Origin of the sequence: Spirosoma pollinicola (assembly GCF_002831565.1) — a bacterium.
GTDB classification, from domain to species: domain Bacteria; phylum Bacteroidota; class Bacteroidia; order Cytophagales; family Spirosomataceae; genus Spirosoma; species Spirosoma pollinicola.
The window spans coordinates 6,687,831-6,710,666 of the sequence record NZ_CP025096.1 but is presented as its reverse complement, the minus strand read 5'-3'; the positions used below and the strand labels follow the sequence as shown (position 1 = coordinate 6,710,666).

The following is a 22,836-nucleotide window of genomic DNA, read 5'->3' as shown; positions in this document are numbered from 1 at the left end:
GTCAGGCCATGTACTGCTTTTTCTTTTGACTGGATGTGTACAGAATCAGTCCCACCAGGATGCCAAACAAGATGAGCGAAGAGCCTTGTGTACCAAAGCCCAAACCACCTTTTTCGGTTGATTTCGTCAGTAAATCGCCAAAGGTTGCCCCAAACGGACGGGTCAGCACAAAGGCAATCCAGAACAAGATTACCGACGAGATTTCCGTGAAATAGTGGCACAGAATCACCCTGCCAATCAGGCTGCCGATCAGCAGGGCACCCCCGCCAAAACCAAGTCCCGAATCATCGGCCAAGAAATCGCCCAGGGCCGTACCCAGCGTGTTTGAGAACAGAATAGCCGTCCAGTAAAATAGTTCGGGCCGGGTAGTTTTGATATCGGTGACCGACAGGGTTCCCTCCCTTCGATACCAGACCGCCAGAATAATCACCAGAATCGTGACCAGAATGGACGAGCCGGTGGCATAGCCTAACCCAAGCGTCCGATCCATGTAGTCTGACATCGTTGTCCCGGCCGTACTGGTGGCCAGAATAACCGACCAGTACAACACCGGAATATATTTCTTGGCCTTTAACTGGGCTATCAGGGTTATCCCGAAAATGCCGATTAAAAGCAGCGAACTAACCGCATAGCCCACATTCAGCGTTTGGGCTAACAAATCACCCGCCGTCTCGCCCAGGGTGGTGGCACAGATTTTCATCACCCAGAACAACAGGGTAATCTCGGGTACTTTTTTCATATTGATTTTTTTAGACGATTGTGAAATAAGGCCCGCAAGGCCGTTGGAAACACGAGCAGCAGAAGCGGTAACCCTGCCACAAACCCGCCGATAACCGCCACGGCCAGCGGTTGCTGCATTTGGGCGCCCAGCCCGAAACCCAATGCCAGTGGCATCAGGGCCAGTATGGCGCCGATGGCCGTCATTAGCTTGGGGCGCAGCCGCAGCGCAATCGCATAATTGACCGATGCGTCCACGTCACCAGTGCGGGCCAGCGTGTGCTCAAACTGATTGACGGTGAAAATGGCATTCTCGGCAATGATGCCCACGATCATGATGATGCCCGTGTAGCTGCTTACGTTCAAGGCAATACCCGTCAGGTAAAGTGCCGTTATACAGCCCGTGATACCCATAAGTGACAAAACAAGCACCAGCACTGAGAGCCACCAGTCTTTGAAAAGAAACATTAGTACGGCCAATACCAGCAGGGAGGCCAGCGTCAGAATCAGTAGCAGTTCGCTAAACGATTGCTGCTGCTCAGCATAGGCCCCGCCATACCCAATGGTGTATCCTTGGGGCAGGGGCAATTTCTGAGCCAGTTTGGTTTGTATTTCGGCAATGGCACTGCCCAAATCACGCCCGTCCAGGCGAGCCGTCAGGACTACCGTGGACTTAAGGTCTTCCCGACGCTGTTCCAGTTCCCCACCGATTACACTCACCCGGCAGAAAAACGACAAGGGCCGCGTGGTACCATCCGGCAGAAAAATCAGTACGTTGCGCAGCTGATCCAGGTCATTCTGATCGAAATCGGCAAACCGAAGCACCATCCGGCGCATCTGTTCGCCGTCTTGGTACGAACCCACCTGAATGCCAGCCGTCAGAGCCGCCTGGGCCGGCGAGGGCACAGGCTGGGCCGCGTTCGGACCCAGTGCAACGCCCCCTGTGTAAGCGGTTAACTGCAACTGAAAATCGGTCAACCCAATTTTATATTGACTCAGTTTGGCCTGGTCCGGCTCAAAAACCAGGGAAGGCCCGGCTTCAATCAGGCCGTCATTTACATCGACTACGCCCGGTACGGTTTCCAGAATCCCGGCCGCCTGTCGCGATAAATTCTGTAACAAGACGTAATTGTCCCCGAACAGCTTGATTTCAATCGGCTGGGGGGTACTCATCAGATCGCCCAGTAAATCGGCGATACGTTGCCCAAAGGAAATATCCAGCACGGGTTGCGAGGCACTGATGCGGGTTCGCAACTCGTCAATCACCTCAACGGTCGATTTGGTACGGTTGGCTTTCAGTTGAATCGAGTAGTCACCAAAGTTGGCGGGTACGCCCCGAAAGGCCATGCGGATACCTGTCCGCCGGGAGTAGGTCGCTACATCGGGATGCGCGACGATAATTTTTTCGGCTTCACGCAAAATGCGGTCTGTTTCGGCAATGGCCGTGCCGGGGGGTGTGAAGTAGTCGAGTACGATTGTCCCCTCGTCCAGATCGGGTAAGAAACCCGTTTCCAGGCGACCGTAGGAAAACCACGCACCCAGCCCCAGTAAAGCGACAAACACCAGCGACACCAACGGCCGGCGGAACTGATTGGTTAGCCAGCGCAGTTTGCGGACATTGGCCGCTTCATCGACGGCCTGCGCATTTTTAGCCGGTTTAAACCCAATCATCAGGTGCAATACGGGCAGCAGCAACCAGGTGACCAGAAAGGAGCAGATCATTGTAATCTGCATCGTATCGGAGAGCTCCCGAAAGAAACTACCCGCCAACCCACTCATCAGCCGGAAGGGAAAGTGGATCACAATCGTGCTCAGCGACGAGCCGACCATGGCCGGAAACAGGTTATGAATCGCTTCTTGTACCACGGCAAACCGGTTCTTTTCCGGTTCCTCCTCGTGAACGCGGTAAATTTGCTCGATAATGACAATGGCGTCGTCGATAATTAACCCGATGGATGCAGCAATGGCCCCCAGCGACATGATGTTGATGGTAATGCCTACTACATAGAGCACTAAAATCGTAAACGCCAGGGTAACAGGGATTGTCAGCAGGACAACCGTACTGGCCCGCCAGGAGCGCAAAAATACGATCATCACCAGAATGGCCAGCAACAGCCCTTCATAAATGGTTTTTTCCACGCTGTGGATACTATCGCCTACGAAAGCAGACTGGTTGTAGTAGGGTTTGAGCCGCATCCCTTTGGGCAGCACCCGGTTGATTTCGACGGCTTTCGCTTCGGCGTTTTTGGCGAAATCAATCAGGTTTACGCCCGGCTGTTTCACCAAATCGATCTGTACAGCATCCTGGCCGTTGGCATTGATGACTAAAAACTCCTGCTGCTGTTCCTGCACCTCGATTCGGGCAATCTCTCCCAGGCGTACCACCCGTATGCCATCGTTTTTGACGATCAAGGCACGCAGGGCATCGACATCCAGTACCCGTGTATCGGTCAGGGTTAGGTAGAGCCGCCGGTAATCGGCCACGTAGCCGTTAGAGAGTACGTTGTTACTGGCGTTAATGGCCGTCATCAGCGCCGAAATGGACAAATTAACCGAGGCCAGTTTGACTGCATCCGGCAGCACCACAATTTCTTTGGCCTTTCCCCCTCGCACGACTACGTTGGAAATACCTGCTACTTGCGAAAAAATGGGTCTGACCAGCAGATTCGCCCGGTCGCGTAGCGCCACCAGACCGTGGCGCCCCCCCGCAGCCCGGTCATTTTCTAGCGTGTATCCGTAGACCGGAAACAGCGACTGGTTCATGGCCTCGATGGATAGATTCACGCCCGGCGGCAGGAAGTTGCGAATCTCGTTGATGCGGCTTTCGACCTGGGTTTTCTGGGTGTAGATGTTTTGACCCCACTCAAAAAACACATCAATGGTGCAGTTGCCCCGGCTGGTACTGCTCTTCACCACCGTTACCCCGTTAACTTTCTTAACGGCGCTTTCGAGCGGCTTAGTGACAGTAATCATCATCCGGTCGCTGGGCTGCTGGCCATTATCGGCGATAATGGAGACGCGTGGGAACAGCACTTCGGGAAACAGATTGGTCTGCATCCGGGTGTAGGCAAAGACACCCGCCAGGAGCAGCAATACCCCCGTAAACAGTATCGGGCGGCTAAAAATCTCGAAATAGGACCGGCGGACCGGATTTGGCTCTTCGGGCCGACTGGCCGGAGCCGATACGGGGTGGGGCGGCTGGTCGATCATGGTTTCCTAGGATTTACCTGCACCCGGGCCGTGTCGGGCAGGCCGTAATTGCCCTCAATAATAATGCGGTCGCCAGTGCCGAAGATGGGCGAGCGAACCTCGACCGTCGAGGGGGTTCGCTCACCGAGTTGCACGGGTACTTTCACCGCGGTGCTATCATTGACTAAACGCATCACCCAGAACTCCCGCAGCATTTCATCGGTCAGAATGGCCGTTTTAGGCAACAGTTGCGCATGGGCATTGGCCTGGCTGGTCACATCGACCTGAACAGTTAGGTTTTCGGGTAAGGGCACGGGCTGGGTTATCCGGGCCAGTACGCTCTGAGTCTGGGCCAGTGCGTTAACCGTTGTCAGGGGCGTAGTGAACATGGCCGTGAGCGTTCGCCCATCGGGCAACCGGACCCGGCAGCTTCGACCGGGTCGGGCCAGTGCCTGATATTCATACGGAACGTTGACCTGAACGGCCAGCGCATTGTCTTCCGCGATGGTGCACAGTTGGGTACCTTCCAGCACGTAGTCGCCGGTTTGCTGTTTATCAAACGTGGTGATCAATCCACCCGACGAAGCTCGTACTGTTACCCGGCCAATAATAGCAGAATCGCCCGCAATGGTTAAGGTACCTAAGGCCCGGCGTTCTTTGGTTTCGAGTTCATAGAGCGGTTGCCCAGTCTTCACCCGTGCCCCCAAACTTACGTAGACCTTCGTAATAAAGGCCGCAACCGGTGCCGTAACCGCGTTTCGGCGGAGGTACAGCGTGCTACCAAACAGGGTCAGGCTGTTGCTAATACCCCCGCGTCCCACGGTTTGCACCATTACGGGCGTGCGGGCAATGATCTGCACGGGGGCTGAATCGGTTTTCTCCGAAGAGCCGCAGGCCGACAGCCCCAATACTAGAATAATCCACCCGCTACCAGTTATAATAGTTGTACGCATTGATGAGTAGTTGACGGTTGGATTGCAGCAGCAGCATGTCCCGCCGGACAGCCACCATATTTTTAAGCACCGTAATGTAGTTGATGATGGAGAGTTGCCCCTGTAGTAATTCACGGCGATAGGACGATAAAACGCTTTCGTATCCTGTCAGTTGCTGCCGGAAGACCGTTAACCGTTCGGCCAACCCGCTCAGTTCGCCAAGCAGCCGCTCCCGGCGTACCCGGTTTTGCGTGTTAATGAACTGGCGGTAGTTGCCCAAACTCTGCTGCTGGATAGCCGTCCGCTGACTGTTCAACCGTTTCTGGTGACCATCGTACAATGTCCAGACCAGCGACACCCCCGTGCTGAACCCCAGTCGGCGGGGTAAATCGGGTAAGTACGAGGTATTGAGCCCGCCATTGGCAATAAAATTCCACTGGGGCTTATACCGGAGTTCGAATATTGTTTGCTGAGCCAGCAGGGCTAAACTATCCAGGGCATACCGCCGGGTGAATCCTGATTCCAGTGGGCCAATATCAGCCGCTAGGGATAACTGCAATGGAGCCAGATCGACCAGGGTCGTATCGGCCAAGCCACTCAGTGCATTCAGCTCAAGAATATCCCGTCGGTAGGCTGTCTGGTAACCCACTCGCAGGTTGTGCTGGGTCTGGGTTTCGATATCCACCAGCGTCAAATCCGATTGTTTTAACAAACTCGATTCGACAAATTTTTGCACAATGCCCCGTTGTTCGTTTAACAACCGGAGTAAACTATCGGTGTATTGCACCTGTAAACGATCCTGTAAACACAGGATATACTGGTCGGTCACGATACGCTCCACATCGTGCTGCCCCAGACCAATGACGGTCTGTCCAATCTGCGAGGCTACCACAAAGGGTTCGGCGAAGGCTTTCGCTCGAAATAGATTGGAAATGGGCTGGGTAACATTGACCAGTCCCTGATAAAGCCCCCCGTTGGAAACGGCCAAGTCATACCCATAATAGCGGCTGGCCCCGTTCGAGTTAAGCTCGGGCCGTATGCCCCCATTATCCGTGGAGAAAATAGGCGCAAACTGCACCGCCCCGGTTACCTGCACCAGTGGTTTGGTGTAAAGGGCTTGCAGCCGCTGTGCTTCGAGGGCGTTGCTCAGCAGCTGATTCTGGTTATCGCGAATAAGCGGGCTGGTCTGGCGGGCGTTTTCGAGGTAGAAAGACAGACCCTTTTGGGCTGGCCGGGGTGAGTCGGAAACAGGCGGTTGGGCTAATCCAGACACGTGCATCATCAGCCCTACCAACCCACTCCATAAACTCATCCTGGCCGTTACGAATCTCATAGTTTATATACGCGAATAAACGCAAGGCAAGCTAGGGAGCAATCCTGGAGTTAATCTGGAGTCAGCCCATGGTCAGCAGGAACAGGTGTTGATTGGCTTGGTAGCGGTAAGTCAGTGTATAGCCATTGACATCGGCAACTTTCTTGGCGATAGCTAGTCCTAACCCTACCCCTCCGGTTTGAGCCTCCCCTTTCTGAAAGCGGGCAAATAACTTGTCGGGGGGGATGGACAGCGGTTCACCCGTATTCGCGATTGAGAAAGCCTGCGGTTGTAAATCGACCGTAATCTGGCCGCCGGGTGGCGTATACCGAATGGCATTACTGAGCAGATTGGCCTGCAAACTCTCCAGTAAAGACCGGTTTGTTTGCAGGATCGGCCCCTCCTTGAGGCCCGTTCGCACCAGCCTTACTCCTTTAGCCTGCATCGATTCGGTGGCTTGATTCAGCAGGTAATCCACCAGAAGCGATGCGTTCACCGATTCGGTCTGTCCGTACAGATGATTTTCGATCCGGGCCAGCAGCAACAGGCTTTTATTCAGCCGGGACAAGCGAACGGTGACCCCATTGAGCGACCCAAGTAAGTCGGCCTGTTCGTCGGTCAGGGGCTGAGTCTGGGAAAGTCGTTCGAGTTTTGCCTGAAAAATGGCCAGGGGGGTTTGCATCTCATGCGCTGCATGTTCAGTAAATTCTTTCTGTCCCAGATACGTCTGGTGACTGCGCGAGGTAAGCCCCCTAAGGGTCTGATTCAGTTCATCGAACTCAACAATGTCGGATGAGGACAGGTGGAGGGGTTCATTTCCATCCACTTCAAATTGCCGTAGTTTTTCCAGGGTTACGTAAAAAGGTTGCCAAAGTCTGCGGGCGATACGTCGATTAAGCAGCAGAAATCCGACCAGCAGCAGGGTCAATAGGCCTGCCTGGGTCAGGACAACCGCCTGTAATAGATCTTCCCGTTCTACTAGAGAAATTCGGGTGATCAGGTGCACCGGATGAGACCGGTAAATCAGCCGGGCTGATAATTCCCGAAAGGGTTCAGGCTCCGAGATGCCGGGTTCTACCTGTTCGGTATATACGGCATCATAGATCGAATCGCGAATGGGCGTTCGGGCAACAACCGGGCGAAGCAACGTGTTACCTTCCAGGTCGCGCCAGTTGAACATTACCTGCTCATTGGTAAACCGTCCCAGTTGTTGTTGAATAGTTTGCTTGCGCAGTAGCAGGGCTTCATCGACATCATCAATGAAGAGCTTGTCAATTACGCCGTAAAAAACCGGTGTGCTGATCAGGATGACCACACCGGAATAAACTAAATAGGTGCGCAGAGTACGGTCCAGGAGTTTCATCTAGACCTCAAATTTATAGCCTAGTCCATAGATGGTTTTGATGCCATCCGCTTCGCCCCGCTCGTTAATCTTACGCCGGAGGTTTTTGATATGGGTGTAAATGATATCCAGTGAATCAGCCTGATCCATGTTATCGCCCCAAAGATGTTCAGCAATGGCTTCTTTGGTCAGCACCCGCCCTGGGTTGGCTATAAAAAACAGCCATAAATCATATTCCTTCCGGGTTAGTTCGAGCGGTTGACTGCCAATGAGCACCAGATTCTCATCAGGCCGGATCGTAATACCCCGTACCACAATTTCTTTTTGCCCGTTGAAGTGCCGACGACGGAGCACCGATTGGAGCCGGGCACTGAGTTCGGCCAGGTGAAAGGGCTTTGTCAGGTAATCGTCGGCGCCGAGCTGCAGGCCGGTCACCTTATCGGACAAGGCGTCTTTGGCCGAAATGATAACGATACCTGTAGGGTTATTGAACTTCTTTAAGGTACGAACTAGATCCAGACCGTTACCACCAGGTAGCGTGATGTCCACGATAACGCAGTCGTACTCATACAGGACGATTTTTTCAGCCGCTGTATTGAAGGTAGAAGCCAGCTCGCAACTGTACCCTTCCTGCCCCAGATAGGCCTGTATATCCCCCGATAAGTCAGGCTCATCCTCAACCAACAGTAGTTTCATGCTGCTAAGATGCCTCTAAATTGTGGAGTAATTCTGGAGCCTATTATACTAAACTATGGTACGCATGATTTATGACACGATTGGACTCCAGACGAACTCCACAATTGGGGTTTAGCTTCGAATCGGTTAACCAATTAACCAATCAAACGCAACGAATCATGAAACGTCAACTGTTCACAAGTTTAGTGGGAATGCTTACCCTGGCAACGGTTTCTTTCGCGCAGACGGGGTCGGTTCCCGCCGCCGCTAAATCGACATTTGCTAAACTCTATCCCAGCGCCACAGGGCCCAAATGGGATGGGGAAGACGGTGGTTACGAAGCCAGTTTCAAGGACAAAGGGAAAACGATGTCTTTACTCTTTGATGCCAAGGGCCAATTGAAAGAGACAGAAACCGACATTGCGGTTCTGGAACTACCGGCTGCTGTCCGGGATTACGTAGCCAAACAAATGCCGGGAAAGAAAATTAAGGAGGCCGCTATCATTGTGGATGCCGCCGGGGTTAAAAAGTACGAAGCTGAAGTGGGTGGCAAAGACCTGATGTTCAGCGTCGATGGGAAGCTAATCAAATAAAAAGAGTAGTTGTTTAGCCGGGCCGGAGCATTTGCTTCGGCCCAAATGAGTGTATTCACTGAGGATGACTTGCCCGATATAGCTTTTCGGCTATAGACCTTGCGGTTCAAACCCATATGAATGGGCATGCGCTGAATTATAAGCTGTATTGCCATTTTCTTTGCAAGACCCCACTCATCTCATCCTGAGACCATACCCTACTTCTAAGTAGATTCTAATGCAGAATTAAGGTTTTTCTAAGTACTGCCGGGTTTAACTTATACCATTTAAGCAACTTTGCATCAATTGAATGGCAAAGCGTATTAGTGAATAACTAAAGGAACAGGTAGCCTGGTTTTTGTCAGCTAGTACTTGCGGTATGTCATTTTAATACTTGCGTATAGATGAAAATGGATTACTTCTGGTGTCAACGGCTAGCGCTGCTCCTGCTGATATTCATTGATACAAGTAGTACCAATCGTGAATTGGTAGATGACAAGTTTGAGACCGGTGTCTGGATTTAGTGTCCTAGTCTTGGTTGGATGCATTGCACTTGTCATCTAGCTAATTCATAAGCTCTTCAATCGCCGTTGATCGTTGGCCTTAGTTAGCTTCCTTTAGACTGCAAACTCCATCGGGTTGGCATTTAATGCCGGATGAATTCATTTTTTAATTCAAACTATATCCATGAAGCAACCAACCGAAAATAATTCATCAGCCTTTGATCATAACCTGCTTGTCCGACAAGTCAGCATTATTCTGGGACTTACCCTGACGGCTCTATTATTACTGGGCCTTCTGGGCGCAATCATTGATATACTTATGCTCGTTCTGGCCGCCGTCCTGATTGCGCTGCCGCTGCGGGCGGGTGCACGATGGTTAAGTCAGAAGACCAGTTGGAAAGAAGGCATTTGTCTGGCGGTGGTGGCTATCTTAACGTTAGGTCTGTTGACAGCACTAGTCTGGACGTTGTCGTCGTCCATTGGTGGGCAGATGAACGGGCTGGCCGGGCAGCTATCTAGCGCCATTAAACAAGCTCGGGACAGCCTCACCGGTTCGGAATGGGGTCAGCGGCTTGTTGATGCTGTACCTTCTATGGACAAACTGTTTGAGGGCCGGAGCCGGTCCCTGAGCAAGGTATTTGGCGCCGTAAGCTCCACGATTGGCCTATTGGCCGATGTATACGTCATCATTTTTCTGGCCGCTTTTTTGGCCGCACAGCCCAGCCTGTATCAGGAAGGGTTACTCCTACTCGTACCCAAGCCGGGACGGAAGCGGGGGGCGGAGGTGCTGGACAAACTTGGCAAGACCCTGCTAAACTGGCTGATCGGCAAACTCTTTTCGATGGTAGTTGTTGGGGTATTGAGCTTTTTGGGCCTGTGGTTACTGGGCGTGAAAATGGCCGCTATATTGTCCCTCTTTGCGGGGTTAATTACGTTTATTCCCAATTTTGGTCCCATCCTAGCGTTGGTTCCGGCGGTTTTGTTTGCCTTTTCCGATGGGCCGCAGCAGGCTCTCTATGTTGTGCTGCTCTACACGGGCATTCAGTTAATCGAGAGCAATCTGTTAACGCCACTGGTACAGAATAAAATGATTTCTATGCCCCCCGCGCTGGTGCTGATCTCTCAGTTGGTTATGGGTGTTTTTGTCGGTGGTATAGGCTTGATTCTGGCGACACCTGTTATGGCAATTATACTCGTGTTGGTGAAGATGCTCTATATACAGGACGTGTTAGAGGATGAGTCAATACAAGTTTAAGCGAGGCTGTTAACGTCCTATCACACCTGAGGGATACGTATAGTGTTGCCGATTTAGTCGGAAAAACGGGATTCCATAAGCTCATTTGATGGAACGAATGAGCTTATGAAGGGGATTGATGCTTTGGCATTGCTACAGGTGACTATTCAACGGCTTCGACCTAAGGCTGCTTGGTGAGCTTGACCGGCACAAATCCTGCCGGTAACGAGTCGACCCGCTTCAGCTAGGGTATATCATTTGGGTTGGCCGCGCTCTTATTTTTAGTGACCAAAGAACTGCTGGCTGAGGCCCACGAAGACGGTGAAAAACCGTGGCTGACGGCCATGTTCTTTGTTGGATTTCTGTTATTCCTGATTCTGGGAATGGTAAATTAGTAAATGTGCGAAGAGGATGTCCCTGAAAAATAACCTGTCTCGCTTACTGGAACCCTTTCAGGCCCTTAAAAGCCGGGTTTTCGCTACGCTCTATTTTGCCGAGACAATCAGTCTGCTGGGCGACGCAGTTACCTGGGTGGGGCTGGCGTTACTGGCCTATCAATTTGGCCGCGAGCAGTCAGCGGTGATCCTCTCCACGGCGCTCACGCTTCGGGTGCTGGCCTTTATTCTCTTCTCGCCCGTAGCCGGGGTGCTGGCCGACCGAATCGATCGGAAGAAGATTCTCTATGTCACCCACTTCATCCGGATGGGTATTGTGGCTTGTCTGCCGTTTGTGACTACCCCGTGGCAGATCTACGGGCTGGTGTTTACGCTGAATGTGTTCAACGCTTTTTTTACGCCGACCTATAAAGCCGTTATCCCACAGGTCATCGATACGCGTTACTACCGGCAGGCGATTGGATTATCGACGGCTACGTTTCAACTGCTGGGCGTACTGGGTCCGGGATTGGCCGGCCTGCTGGCTATCTGGTTTGGCGCAAGAGATATTTTCTTCGTAGATGCTCTATCGTTTGTGCTGGCGGGCGTGCTGATTCTGCTGTTGCCGGGCGAGTTACTGAATCGTTCACCGACGGATGAGGGAATGGCTAAACCGCTATCGGCCTGGTCTGATGTGATGCGTGGGGCTAAACTGCTGTTCGGCACGCCCGTTATCCGATTTGCCTTAGCCATTGAATTCGTCTCCGCTATGGCGGGTGCCCAGATTCTGGTCAACACTATCAGTCACGTCAAAGACGTCCTGGGCCGGTCGGAAGTGTATTACGGCTGGGTCATGGCCGCCTTCGGGGTCGGGGCGACGCTGGCCGCGTTTTTGTCCGGCGCACTGGATACTTCCCCCAGCCGACGGATTTCGCTGATCAGTGGGGCCTTTGGGCTGGGCGTAGCCATTATAGGCGCAAACTATGTGGGCTATTCGGTGTTGCTGGTATTGTGGCTCTGCGCTGGGCTGGGACAGAGCTTGGCCGAAATGCCGTCAGAAACACTGATTGGCGAGCAGATTGACGCCAGCCAGCAAGGGAAGGTGTTTGGCTCCCATTTCGCGTTTTCGCACCTGTGGTGGGCTATTGCCTATCCGATTGCGGGCTTTACGGGCAGTCGGTTTCCAAATCAGAATTTTTTCTACGGCGGGCTGCTTACGCTGGCCTTCCTGGGGATAACGTTGCTGGTTTTTCGTCCTAAACAGGTCCCGACAAATCCGGGAACCCCAACCTTCCCAGTCTAAATCGACTTGACTCAAGAATAAAGCCCATGTTTTGGAACATACTACTCGGTAGCACCTTGCTGGGATCGGTCCATGCAGCCATACCCAACCATTGGTTGCAGGTGGTGCTCATTGGCCGCGCCGAAAACTGGTCGGAGCGGGAAATACTGGCCGTGGTGGCCCTAAGCGGATTCTTCCATACACTGAGTACCGTCATGTTGGGAATTGCCATCGGGGCGATCGGAGTGGAAGTCTCCGAACGGCTCGAAGCCCAGACCCGGTTGATTGCCTCCCTGCTGCTGGTGTTCATGGGGCTGATCTACTTTGCCATGCACGATGCCAACGCGCCCCATGAACACGTTCCCAGGGGGTTGGCGGGCCGTTCCAAAGCAACCATCATTACGACGCTCTCAGTAGCCATGTTATTCTCTCCCTGCCTGGAAATTGAAACCTTCTTCTTTACGGCCGGTGCGCTTGGCTGGCCCGCCATCAGTACCCTGGCGGTGGTCTACACGGTGGTGACCATCGCCTGTATGGTAGGCCTGACGGCGCTCTCTTATCGGGGGCTGGCCCGTGTGAACTGGCCCGGCCGGTCTGCCGGTGCGGTGGATTCGCACTGGCTTGACCATAACGAAAAACGCATTACCGGCGGCATCCTGATTGCCCTCGGCATTTTCACCTATTTTATTGAGCTCTAAAGCAACACATGGCACTCGACCACAACCCAATCCAGGGCGGCCACGATGATCACGATCATGGTGACGATATTGACCTGATCGAAGAAGGCACCACGCCAGCGGCAGCGGCTACGAAAGAAAGCCCTGACCAGGCCTGGCGAACGTACGCACCGGCCGCCATCAGCCTAGCGCTGCTACTGGGGGGCATCGGGTTTGACAGGTACGCCGAAAGCTGGTTTAAAGACCCGGTCTGGAGGGGCCCTGTCCGGCTTATCTGGTACGTGGTCGCCTACCTGCCTGTTGGTTGGCCAGTACTCAAACGTGCCTGGAGTAGCATCAGGAACGGCGATGTGTTTACGGAATTTTTTCTGATGGGCGTAGCTACCCTGGGTGCCTTTGGTATCCGGGAGTATCCCGAAGGGGTGGCCGTGATGCTATTTTACACCATTGGTGAGTTATTCCAGGATGCCGCCGTTTTGCGGGCGCGTCGCTCCATCAAAGCCCTGCTGGATGTTCGCCCCGATGAAGTGACCCTGCTGCGAAACGGACAGGCACAAACCGTAAAGGCCGCTGCGGTGAGCGTTGGCGAGGTGATTCAGATAAAGGCAGGCGAAAGAGTAGGGTTAGATGGCACCCTGCGCTCCGTCTCCGGTACGTTCGATACGGCAGCCCTGACCGGTGAAAGCGTACCCCGCACCATTGAGAAAGGGGAAGCCGTATTGGCAGGGATGATCAACCGGCAGTCGGTCGTCGAGATGGATGTCACTACACCCTACCAGGATTCCAAGCTGTCGCGAATTCTCAAGCTGGTGCAGCAGGCCACGGGTCGCAAGGCTCAGACCCAGGAGTTCATTGCCCGGTTTGCGAAGATCTATACCCCGGCTATCTGCGGACTGGCATTACTGATTACTCTTGTCCCGTATTTTGTGGTCGCCGACTACCAATTCCGGGACTGGCTTTACCGGGGGCTGGTATTTTTAGTGATCGGCTGTCCGTGTGCCCTGGTCATTTCCATCCCGTTGGGCTACTTCGGGGGGATTGGTGCCGGGTCGAAGCAAGGCATTCTGTTTAAAGGCTCTGTATTTCTAGATCTGATGACGCAACTCAAAACTGTCGTCATGGATAAAACCGGTACGATGACCAAAGGTGTTTTTAAGGTGCAGGAAGTCAAACCGGTCGGTATCGATGCTACTGAATTAGCCCGCCTAACGGCCGCGCTGGAAAGCCAATCGACTCACCCGGTCGCCACAGCCCTGATTGAGCATGCCCGTGTCCACGTCGGGGAAAAGGGGTACGAGACGGTGACCGTCGAAAATGTAGAGGAAATTTCCGGGCATGGTCTAAAAGGGACCGTCGACGGAAAAGAAATGCTGGCGGGCAATGCCAAACTCCTTCGCAAATTCAATGTATCGTTTGATGAAGCCCTAACCCAAATTCCGTTTACGATCGTCATGACGGCTATTAACGGAGTCTTCGCGGGTTATTTTACCATCGCCGACGAGGTAAAGGCTGATGCCGCCGATGCGGTCAAACGCCTGAAAGCCGATGGCATTCGCACCGTGATGCTGTCGGGCGACAAAGCAGCGGTCGTGGAAGCGGTCGCCAAACAGGTGGGCGTAGATGAGTGGCACGGCGATTTGCTGCCGGAAGACAAGGTTCGGGAAGTAGAGCGGTTAAAAGCACAGCAGGCCACCAATTCAAAAGCCAAGTTAGCGTTTGTCGGCGATGGCGTGAATGACGCACCGGTAGTGGCCTTAGCCGATGTCGGTATTGCCATGGGTGGGCTCGGCTCGGATGCGACCATCGAAACGGCTGACGTCATTATTCAAAACGACGAACCGGCCAAAATTGCCACGGCCGTGGCCATTGGCCGGGCCACGCGTCGAATCGTCTGGCAGAACATCACCCTGTCGATGGTGGTGAAAGCAATTGTGTTGATTCTCGGCGCGGGTGGGCTGGCTACCATGTGGGAAGCGGTTTTTGCCGATGTAGGCGTAGCCATGCTGGCCATCCTGAACGCCGTGCGGGTGCAGAATCTGACATTTAAATAAGCCTAAAACAGACCAACACCCCGCAAGTTAAAAACAGCGGTTTGTTGGTCTGTTTTAGGCTCTATAGGCTGCTGATGACAGTTAGTTAATCGGGTCGCGATGACCGCTGGTGTCATGCTTCTCGGCGTGGTGTTCCGCAGCTGCCTGCGCGTGTTGGTCGGCTACATTGTGATGGCCGTAGGCCACATAAGCCTCGTGGGCTTCTTTTTCGTGATCACCGGCTTCATGAAGCTGCTGGGCGTGCTCGTGGTATTCAGCCGCCTTACGAAAGTGATAAGCGGCTTCTTTGTGATGTTCGTGTGCCATAATTGTAGGTTTTGGGTACTGTTGGTCTGTTATCAACACGCGCCTACCCTGAATGTTTGACGATCCGACACTCCAGGGATATTTGTTGCAAACGGGCGTAATTATCGCCGGGCCATGCCACGGCGGCTCCAAAGGTAGTTTATAGGTTGTAAAGTTAGTCTTCAGCTCACGTTATGGAGCGTTTTCGTGAGACTGTGCAAAATGGGATTAACAAACTAATAGGGGCCCTTACAGCTTTTCATCTGTCATTGTTCACAAGCATACGCTCGTTTATAGTTGAACAGACTAGTACTCTTCCAATTTAATGGTTAGATAAAAATAGCTATCTTTCCGACATGGGCCAAATCGCTAAACCGTTTGTGCTGTCGGAAGCCGATCTCACAACACTTGACCAACTCGTTCGTAAAGGGAAAGACGCTGCCCGTAAGTTGACCCGAGCCAGAGCCTTGCAGTTTTCCCATCAGGGGCAACACCCACTACAGATTAGCCAATCATTGGGTATCAGTCTGGCCACGGTCTTCAACTTACGTAAACGCTATCAGCTAGAGGGGTTGCAAAGAGCCATTGGTGAGAAAGCCCGACCCGGCCAACCCCGCAAAGTGACCCCCCAAGTGGAGGCCCATATCACTCAAATCGCCTGTAGCGAGGCTCCTGATGGGCGTACTCGCTGGACAGCAAGTCTGATTAATGAACGCTTAGTCAAACTCGAGATCCACATTGATGACGAGTCGGTACGTTTAGCCCTAAAAAAAGTAAGCTCAAGCCATGGCTCAAAAAGCAATGGTGCATCGGGCAGGTAGATGGTGAATACTTGGCCAAAATGGAGAACGTTTTGGCCGTTTATAACCAGCTAACTCCACCAGGCCGAGCGCGGTTATGCTTCGATGAACGACCGTGTCAATTATTGGACGAGGTGATAGCAGCCCTACCCATTCAGCCGGGCAAATCCGCTAAAGAGGATAATGAGTATGTCAGACAAGGAACGTGTGTGGTATTATTAGCTTATGATACGGACACAGGTCAACGCTACACTCAAGTGCGCAAGCAGCGCACAAAGGCCGATTATGCACAGTTTATGCACCAGATAGTGACAACTTACTATGCTGATGTTGAGTACATTGATTTGGTGCAGGATAATTTGAATACCCATAAATACGGTTCCTTTTATGAGCATTTACCGCTAGCCCAAGCCCGATTATTGAGTCGCAAATTGGTGTTTCATTATACCCCTAAGCATGGTTCTTGGTTGAACGCAGCGGAGATCGAATTTTCGGCATTGGCCCGCCAGTGCTTGAATCGACGCATTGGCAGTCTGGAGGAATTGGAGCGGCAGGTCAGCTTTTGGGTCAGTGAGCGCAATCAACGTGCCGTTAAGGTGCATTGGAGTTTTACCGCAGCTACGGCTGAGAATAAACTCAAACGGTGGTATGAGCAAGTCAATCCAGCTAACAAGGCAGATTGATGTAAGGATTAAATTGGATGAGTACTAGTAGAAAGAAATAACAAAATGGTAAAAGCAGGGCTTTGCAATCGTCCTATCTTTAGGGCGTGAATACTCGCTGGCGTCTTTGGCTGTTACCCCTGCTGACCCTCTGCTTCTTCATTTCAGCCTTTGAAGTGAATACAGACGAGATCGCCAATACATGGGGCGATTGTTACGATGCGTACTTACCCGTCGAGTATGCCGCCGATTCTATTCAATCGGCTACCGTATCTCCCTGGCGGTTGACGGGCAGTGTTAGCCAGACGCTACAACCTGCCGCTCTGTTTCTCACTCCGATTACTGGTTTTTGCCGGGGCAATTATCGACTAATCTCCCGCCCTTTCAGGCGAATCTACCTCCAATGTTGTCAGTGGCTGATTTAGACCAGTAGCCGTGCCTTGTCAGGCTCCCCCATTGGGCGGAGCTGTGCCCTCATGTCGTCTAAATCCCACTCCAATGAAAAACAGTCTATGTCTATTGCTGCTGATTTCTTCCTCTGCATTGGCTCAAAATACCTTTGTGGTTCGCATCCTGGATGCATCCTCCAACACCCCATTACCCGGTGCGACCGCGCAAATTAAAGCCCTCAAACGGGGAGCCGCTGCCGATGCGAACGGACTAGTCACCCTGACCGATATTCCAGCCGGTGAGCATGAAATTGAAATGCGATTCATCGGCTATAAAGAAGTCGAGAACGAGTACGAATTTCCGCTAAAACGGGCCGACACACTGACCATTCTGCTAGCGCCTGCCGGTGAAGAATTAGGCGAAATCACCGTATCCACTACCCGAAGCAGTCGAACCATCGGCGATATTCCATCCCGCCTGGAAATTATTTCTGCCGGAGAGCTGGACGAGAAAGTCAGTGGGCAACCCAGCAATATCCGAACCCTGCTGTCGGAAAGTACCGGCATTCAAACCCAGCAAACGTCCGCTACCTCTGCCAATGCCACGATCCGAATTCAAGGGCTGGATGGCAAGTACACACAGTTATTGCAAGATGGCTTTCCGCTTTATTCGGGCTTTGCCAGTGGGCTAAGTATTATCCAAATCCCACCCCTCAATCTTCGGCGCGTCGAAGTCCTCAAAGGGGCTTCCTCCACGCTCTACGGGGGCGGGGCCATTGCTGGACTCATTAATCTAATTACCAAAGAACCCACTGCCACACGGGAACTGACGGTACTGGCCAATTATAATCAAACGCAGGCCCTGGATTTGAGTGGGTTCTATGCGAAGCGATTCGGCAGGATCGGTTTGACGCTCTACACCGCCCGCAACACCCAAGCAGCTTATGATGTCAACAAAGACGGCTTCTCCGATATTCCGCAATTTGTCCGCTATACCCTAAATCCAAAACTGTTCTATTACCTCGATCCCACCACCACGATTAGTTTGGGATTGAACACCACGTTTGAGAACCGGCTGGGGGGCGATATGCAGGTCGTGGCTGGGCAGAGTGACAACCTCCATCAGTATTTCGAGCGCAACAAAACCGACCGCTTTTCCACTCAATTCCGAGTCGATAAAACAGTAGCGAATCAAGCCGGACTCACCTTAAAAAATAGTGTCAGTTCCTTTACCCGGTCATTGACCCGTCCGGGATATAGCTTTGGTGGTAGGCAAGTGGCTAGCTTTACCGAACTTAGTTACAACCGCCCACAACTGGTCTTTGAATGGGTTGTTGGAGCCAACCTGTGGACGGATCAATTCACCCAACAGAAGCCCACGCCCCTACCGCTGGATTACAGCCTGACGACGGCGGGGGCTTTCGCGCAAAGCAACTGGAAGCCGACCGATAAACTGGTCGTAGAAACCGGCTTACGGACCGATTACACGAGCCGGAAAGCCTTGCTGGTGCTGCCCCGTGTGTCGGTGCTGTACAAGTTCTCACCCCATTTCACGGCTCGGCTCGGTGGTGGGTTGGGGTATCGGTCACCAACTCCTTTTTCGGATGAATCCGAAGAGCGGGGTTACCAAAATGTTCGTCCGCTCGATCTGACTACGTTGCGTACTGAAACCTCCATCGGAGGCAATGCTGATATGAATTATCGAACGATGCTCTTCGAGACGGTTAGCCTGTCAATCAATCAGTTGTTTTTCTACACCCGTCTCAACCATCCCGCCGTGCTCAACAGCACGCCCGATGCAAACGGCCAATATGCTTTTTCCAGTGCAGCGGGGTATATAGATTCCAAAGGGTTTGAGACCAATGTCAAGCTGACCTACGATGAGTTAGCCCTGTATGCGGGCTACACCTACATTGATGCAAAGACCCGTTACGGGGGAGTGATCCAACAACAGCCCTTCACCTCAAAAAACCGGATTTACACGACCCTGTTGTATGAACTCGAACCTCGTCTGCGGTTAGGCTATGAATTGTTTTTTATTGGCCAACAAACCATTCGGAACGGGGATAACAAGCCTGCCTATTGGGTCATGGGCGTGTCGGCGGAATACAAATGGAAGCACGTTAGCCTATTTATCAATGCGGAAAATTTCACCGATGCACGCCAATCCCGTTTCGAGCCTTCCTACACAGGCACCATACAGAATCCGCAGTTCAACAACATTTGGGCACCAACGGATGGGTTCATTTACAATGGCGGATTCAAACTAAGCCTGTAGCCTCTTGTACAGAAAACCCGTTTGTCTTTACATGGACTTGCTCTCTTTTACTGGATAGCAAGATTATGCTTAAAGTCATGACCAGTTTGACGTAGCAGGTTCAGGAGACGATTCGTCTAACTTGCTGGACAACTGGTTTGCCAATGGAAGCGAGCAGGTAGATTCAATTTTTCTGTTCAGCTTTAATGAAGCCCCAAAAGCGGAGACTACTATGATTGCGGTTCAGGAGTATAAAGAGAAAGGGCATGATAAATTCCTGATTCGGGCCTTTATCATGCCCTTCGAAAAGGCGTCGCATTGATACAATCTAAATGAAGATAACGAACTTGATCGTTGACAGGAGGTATACTCAACTCGATTGAACAGCTTTCTTTGATAAGGAAGCCTCTTATCGTATCCTCCAACTTCTCCTTGTGGAATGCGTTGATGATTAGTTTTTGCAACAATACGAGCCGTTTGCATATGAACAAAAGCGATAGTGAATGTGGCATCTCTGCCTGTTTTCCGCTATGTTTGCACTCGTTACAGGAAATGGTGTCTTCCTGCTGAAACCGCCCTCAGGGCTGATGACGCCTATCTGGTTCAAACACTGTTTTGTTCATTGATAGGTATTAGTTTATGTCATCGTCTCATTTCAAGATTCCTCGCATCGTTACTTCGCTTTTCTGGCATCAGCCTATTTTGTTTTTTCTGGGCAAGTGGCTCTTGCTTTCGGCCCTGATCGGCCTGTGCGTCGGCTCGGCATCCGCTCTATTTCTGGTTACATTGGATTGGGCTACGAACTGGCGGGAAAGTCATCAATGGATTATTGCTCTGTTACCGGTGGCCGGTTTCCTGATCGGTTGCCTGTATCACTACCTGGGCAAGGATGTGGAAGCGGGAAATAATCTTCTGCTGGAAAATATTCATCGTCCTTCCCGGATCATCCCCCTCAAGATGGCCCCGTTTGTGTTGATCGGCACCCTCGCCACGCACCTGTTCGGCGGTTCGGCGGGCCGGGAGGGTACGGCGCTGCAAATCGGTGGCTCAATAGCCGATCAATTCACGCACCTGTTCCGGCTGCGCCCACGGGACCGGCGGCTAATCCTGATTGCCGGAATCGCTGCCGGGTTCGGCTCGGTATTCGGTACCCCCCTGGCTGGGGCCGTCTTTGGCCTGGAAGTTTTTATGCTGGGACGGCTGCAATATAGTGGCTTGTTCCCGGCGCTGGCTGCCTCCATTTTCGCTGACCTCACCACTAAGGCATGGGGTGTTGGTCATACGCATTATCACATTCCGCTGGTTCCTCCAATCTCGATTATGCCGGTACTGTGGACCATGCTCGCCGGGATCTGCTTCGGTCTGTGCTCAGTTGTTTTTAGCAACCTGACGCATGGCATTAGCGGATTTTTCAAAAAACGGGTTGGCTATCCTCCTCTGCGGCCTGTAATCGGCGGTGCCCTAGTCGCGCTGGCGGTGTTCGGCTTGGGAACCACCAACTATATCGGGCTAGGAATTCCCACGATTGTCGAATCCTTCACCAGCTCGTTACCTCCCTTTGATTTCGCCTTAAAGATGCTGTTTACGGCCCTGACACTGGGGGCGGCCTTTAAAGGTGGTGAAGTTACTCCCCTGTTTTTTATCGGGGCAACGCTGGGCAACGCGCTGGCCTATTTTATCCCCTTACCAATGGGCCTGCTGGCTGGGCTGGGGTTTGTCGCAGTCTTTGCTGGTGCCGCCAATACGCCCCTGGCCTGCACCCTGATGGCGGTGGAACTGTTCGGGGCGGACTGTGGGGTTTATGCATTCGTGGCCTGCGTCATGGCATACTTCTTCTCTGGGCATCGCGGCATTTATGGAGCACAAGTTGTGGGCCAACCCAAGCACCTCGTTTATGGCCACCACGAAGGCAAACGATTATCCGATCTGAGAACAAACCCCAAAAAACAGGCCCATGAGAACCTCTGATTTTACCTTGCTGAATCTTTCCACGGTGCGTATCTATCTTCATCACGGCCAACGGGTGCCCACCGACAGTATGTGGGAGAAGCTGCTCGGCAAAAATCTGGCCCATGCCATTCTGAAAGAAGCGAAACTGGCAGGATTGAAGCAGGCAATTTTATACCCGATCCGAGCCGGGTTTTTACGCGATGCGGAGTTGGTATTTACCCATGCGGAAGCAACGCCCCGGCAGATGCCAGTATGCATTGAATTGGTCGATGAACCCCAAACACTGAAAGACTTTATCCAGCAGCACCAAAGGTTGTTGACCAATACACATGTGATTCTGGAAAATCCACAAACCTATCAACTCATCCAGCGGGCATAGAAACCCGCAATCCGTTCAATACGATGCCATTCCCTGAAACGTACCCAAATTGGTGGGTCCATCGCTGGTTCGACCAACTGAATCGAAACGGGCAGTTAAGCGGGTTGATTCTTTTACTGGCCACCGTTTGCTCAATGTTGGTCGCCAACTCATCCGTGGGTCTGGGCTACCTCCATTTTTGGGAAATGCCCATTGGGTTTTCCTGGCTGACACTACCGGTCGAACAGTGGATCAACGACGGGCTAATGGCCATTTTTTTCTTCCTGGTGGGGATTGAAATCAAACGTGAGCTTTTGGTTGGGGAGCTGTCCGATCTAAGCCGGTCGATCCTGCCCATTGGGGCCGCTTTGGGAGGTATACTAGTCCCAGGCCTGATTTATTTAAGCCTGAACGCGGATACGGATGCGGCTGGCGGCTGGGCCATTCCTGCCGCAACGGATATAGCCTTTTCACTGGCCATACTTTCCCTCCTGGGCAAGCGGGTTCCGGTTTCATTGAAAGTCTTTCTTGCCGCCCTGGCCATTATTGACGATTCCGGGGCAATTTTCATCATTGCCTTTTTCTATACAAAGTCATTACAGGCACCTTACCTGCTAGCCTCTGTAGGGTTGTTGGGCCTATTGATCGTATTCAACCGGTGCAATCTTTCACTTTTATGGCCCTATCTAATGGTCGGTTTTGGGTTGTGGTTTTGCGTCCTGCAATCGGGCGTTCACGCAACGCTGGCTGGGGTTTTGCTGGCTTCCGTAATGCCGTTAAACCGAATTACTAGCCTGGTAGATCGACTGCACTTTACCGTCAATTATGGTATTCTCCCTTTGTTTGCGTTGACAAATACTGCCATAACGCTTACTTCTGATGCGTTTGCTATGTTTACTCAACCAGTTGGTTTGGGCGTACTGCTGGGACTGATTATCGGGAAACCGCTGGGTGTCTTATTCACCTGTTTCAGCCTGATAAAAAGCCGACTGGCTCGTCTGCCTGCGGGTGCGACCTGGCCGCAATTAGTGGGGGTGGGTTTTCTGGCCGGTATTGGCTTCACCATATCCGTATTTGTGGCCACCCTATCCTTTAAGGAGATGTACTTTTTAAATTTGGCTAAGCTGGCTACACTTACTGGTTCATTGGTGTCTGGATTATTGGGTTTACTAATGCTACGTTTGACGACAAAAAAGGCCCAACAAGTATAAAGCCATTGTATAATTTTAATATGCAACAGGTTTATAAGCCAAAGGCTGACTGCAGCGTTCCCGG

Annotated in this window: 20 protein-coding genes and 1 riboswitch; of the genes, 13 read left to right on the top strand and 7 right to left on the bottom strand. The window is 52.2% G+C overall.

The window, feature by feature from the left end; translation table 11 throughout:
* Position 1: 1 nt before the first annotated feature.
* From CWM47_RS28185 to CWM47_RS28160, 6 genes are all read right to left on the bottom strand, one after another.
* On the bottom strand, positions 2 to 739 hold the full coding sequence (locus tag CWM47_RS28185; RefSeq protein ID WP_100991952.1) for a COG4705 family protein: 738 nt from the start codon (positions 737 to 739) through the stop codon (positions 2 to 4).
* Positions 736 to 3,927 carry an efflux RND transporter permease subunit gene (locus CWM47_RS28180; protein WP_100991951.1) on the bottom strand — a complete coding sequence of 1,064 codons (3,192 nt, stop codon included), beginning with the start codon at positions 3,925 to 3,927 and terminating at the stop codon, positions 736 to 738. Before CWM47_RS28180 ends, CWM47_RS28185 begins: the two co-directional genes overlap by 4 nt.
* Entirely contained in the window at positions 3,924 to 4,859 is a 936-nt protein-coding gene (locus CWM47_RS28175) for an efflux RND transporter periplasmic adaptor subunit (protein ID WP_100991950.1), read from the bottom strand. The genes CWM47_RS28180 and CWM47_RS28175 overlap by 4 nt, the downstream gene beginning before the upstream one ends.
* Positions 4,834 to 6,171, bottom strand: a complete 1,338-nt coding sequence (locus tag CWM47_RS28170; protein WP_240625498.1) for a TolC family protein — start codon at positions 6,169 to 6,171, stop codon at positions 4,834 to 4,836. Before CWM47_RS28170 ends, CWM47_RS28175 begins: the two co-directional genes overlap by 26 nt.
* A gap of 61 nt (positions 6,172 to 6,232) precedes the next feature.
* On the bottom strand, positions 6,233 to 7,513 hold the full coding sequence (locus CWM47_RS28165; protein ID WP_100991949.1) for a sensor histidine kinase: 1,281 nt from the start codon (positions 7,511 to 7,513) through the stop codon (positions 6,233 to 6,235).
* A complete protein-coding gene (locus CWM47_RS28160; protein WP_100991948.1) occupies positions 7,514 to 8,188 on the bottom strand; it encodes a response regulator transcription factor in 675 nt (224 codons plus the stop codon). It abuts the gene before it with no gap.
* 158 nt (positions 8,189 to 8,346) lie between these two features.
* Here CWM47_RS28160 and CWM47_RS28155 point away from each other — a divergent pair, with 158 nt between their 5' ends.
* The 5 genes from CWM47_RS28155 (at position 8,347) to CWM47_RS28130 (ending at position 14,860) form a co-directional block, all read left to right on the top strand.
* Complete coding sequence (locus CWM47_RS28155) at positions 8,347 to 8,760, top strand: PepSY-like domain-containing protein (RefSeq protein ID WP_100991947.1); 414 nt, start codon at positions 8,347 to 8,349, stop codon at positions 8,758 to 8,760.
* A 666-nt stretch (positions 8,761 to 9,426) separates the two neighbouring features.
* On the top strand, positions 9,427 to 10,497 hold the full coding sequence (locus tag CWM47_RS28150) for an AI-2E family transporter (RefSeq protein WP_100991946.1): 1,071 nt from the start codon (positions 9,427 to 9,429) through the stop codon (positions 10,495 to 10,497).
* 390 nt (positions 10,498 to 10,887) lie between these two features.
* A complete protein-coding gene (locus CWM47_RS28140; RefSeq protein WP_100991945.1) occupies positions 10,888 to 12,153 on the top strand; it encodes an MFS transporter in 1,266 nt (421 codons plus the stop codon).
* 26 nt (positions 12,154 to 12,179) lie between these two features.
* Entirely contained in the window at positions 12,180 to 12,830 is a 651-nt protein-coding gene (locus tag CWM47_RS28135) for a hypothetical protein (protein ID WP_100991944.1), read from the top strand.
* A gap of 8 nt (positions 12,831 to 12,838) precedes the next feature.
* Positions 12,839 to 14,860, top strand: coding sequence for a heavy metal translocating P-type ATPase (locus CWM47_RS28130; protein ID WP_100991943.1), 2,022 nt, complete (start codon positions 12,839 to 12,841; stop codon positions 14,858 to 14,860).
* An 81-nt stretch (positions 14,861 to 14,941) separates the two neighbouring features.
* On the opposite strand, the gene CWM47_RS28125 is transcribed toward CWM47_RS28130, so the two are convergent.
* The gene (locus CWM47_RS28125; protein WP_100991942.1) at positions 14,942 to 15,166 is read right to left on the bottom strand and encodes a hypothetical protein; all 225 of its coding nucleotides are present in this window, start codon (positions 15,164 to 15,166) and stop codon (positions 14,942 to 14,944) included.
* 335 nt (positions 15,167 to 15,501) lie between these two features.
* Between CWM47_RS28125 and CWM47_RS28120 the strand changes: the two genes are divergently transcribed.
* The 8 genes from CWM47_RS28120 (at position 15,502) to nhaA (ending at position 22,772) form a co-directional block, all read left to right on the top strand.
* Positions 15,502 to 15,966: a helix-turn-helix domain-containing protein gene (locus CWM47_RS28120; protein ID WP_100991941.1), complete on the top strand. Its 465-nt coding sequence runs from the start codon at positions 15,502 to 15,504 to the stop codon at positions 15,964 to 15,966.
* On the top strand, positions 15,954 to 16,628 hold the full coding sequence (locus CWM47_RS28115; RefSeq protein ID WP_157816237.1) for an IS630 family transposase: 675 nt from the start codon (positions 15,954 to 15,956) through the stop codon (positions 16,626 to 16,628). The genes CWM47_RS28120 and CWM47_RS28115 overlap by 13 nt, the downstream gene beginning before the upstream one ends.
* 86 nt (positions 16,629 to 16,714) lie before the next feature.
* Positions 16,715 to 17,032 (top strand): hypothetical protein, encoded by a 318-nt coding sequence (locus CWM47_RS38350; protein ID WP_157816072.1) that lies wholly within the window; start codon positions 16,715 to 16,717, stop codon positions 17,030 to 17,032.
* Between the two features lie 73 nt (positions 17,033 to 17,105).
* Positions 17,106 to 19,274, top strand: coding sequence for a TonB-dependent receptor (locus CWM47_RS28110; RefSeq protein WP_100991939.1), 2,169 nt, complete (start codon positions 17,106 to 17,108; stop codon positions 19,272 to 19,274).
* Positions 19,275 to 19,395: 121 nt separating this feature from the next.
* Positions 19,396 to 19,575: a hypothetical protein gene (locus tag CWM47_RS28105; protein WP_100991938.1), complete on the top strand. Its 180-nt coding sequence runs from the start codon at positions 19,396 to 19,398 to the stop codon at positions 19,573 to 19,575.
* 217 nt (positions 19,576 to 19,792) lie between these two features.
* Positions 19,793 to 19,857, top strand: a riboswitch (Fluoride riboswitch).
* Between the two features lie 35 nt (positions 19,858 to 19,892).
* Complete coding sequence (locus tag CWM47_RS28100) at positions 19,893 to 21,221, top strand: voltage-gated chloride channel family protein (protein ID WP_100991937.1); 1,329 nt, start codon at positions 19,893 to 19,895, stop codon at positions 21,219 to 21,221.
* Positions 21,208 to 21,582: a DUF190 domain-containing protein gene (locus CWM47_RS28095; RefSeq protein WP_100991936.1), complete on the top strand. Its 375-nt coding sequence runs from the start codon at positions 21,208 to 21,210 to the stop codon at positions 21,580 to 21,582. Before CWM47_RS28100 ends, CWM47_RS28095 begins: the two co-directional genes overlap by 14 nt.
* A gap of 23 nt (positions 21,583 to 21,605) precedes the next feature.
* Positions 21,606 to 22,772, top strand: coding sequence for a Na+/H+ antiporter NhaA (gene nhaA, locus CWM47_RS28090; RefSeq protein WP_100991935.1), 1,167 nt, complete (start codon positions 21,606 to 21,608; stop codon positions 22,770 to 22,772).
* Positions 22,773 to 22,836: the final 64 nt, after the last annotated feature.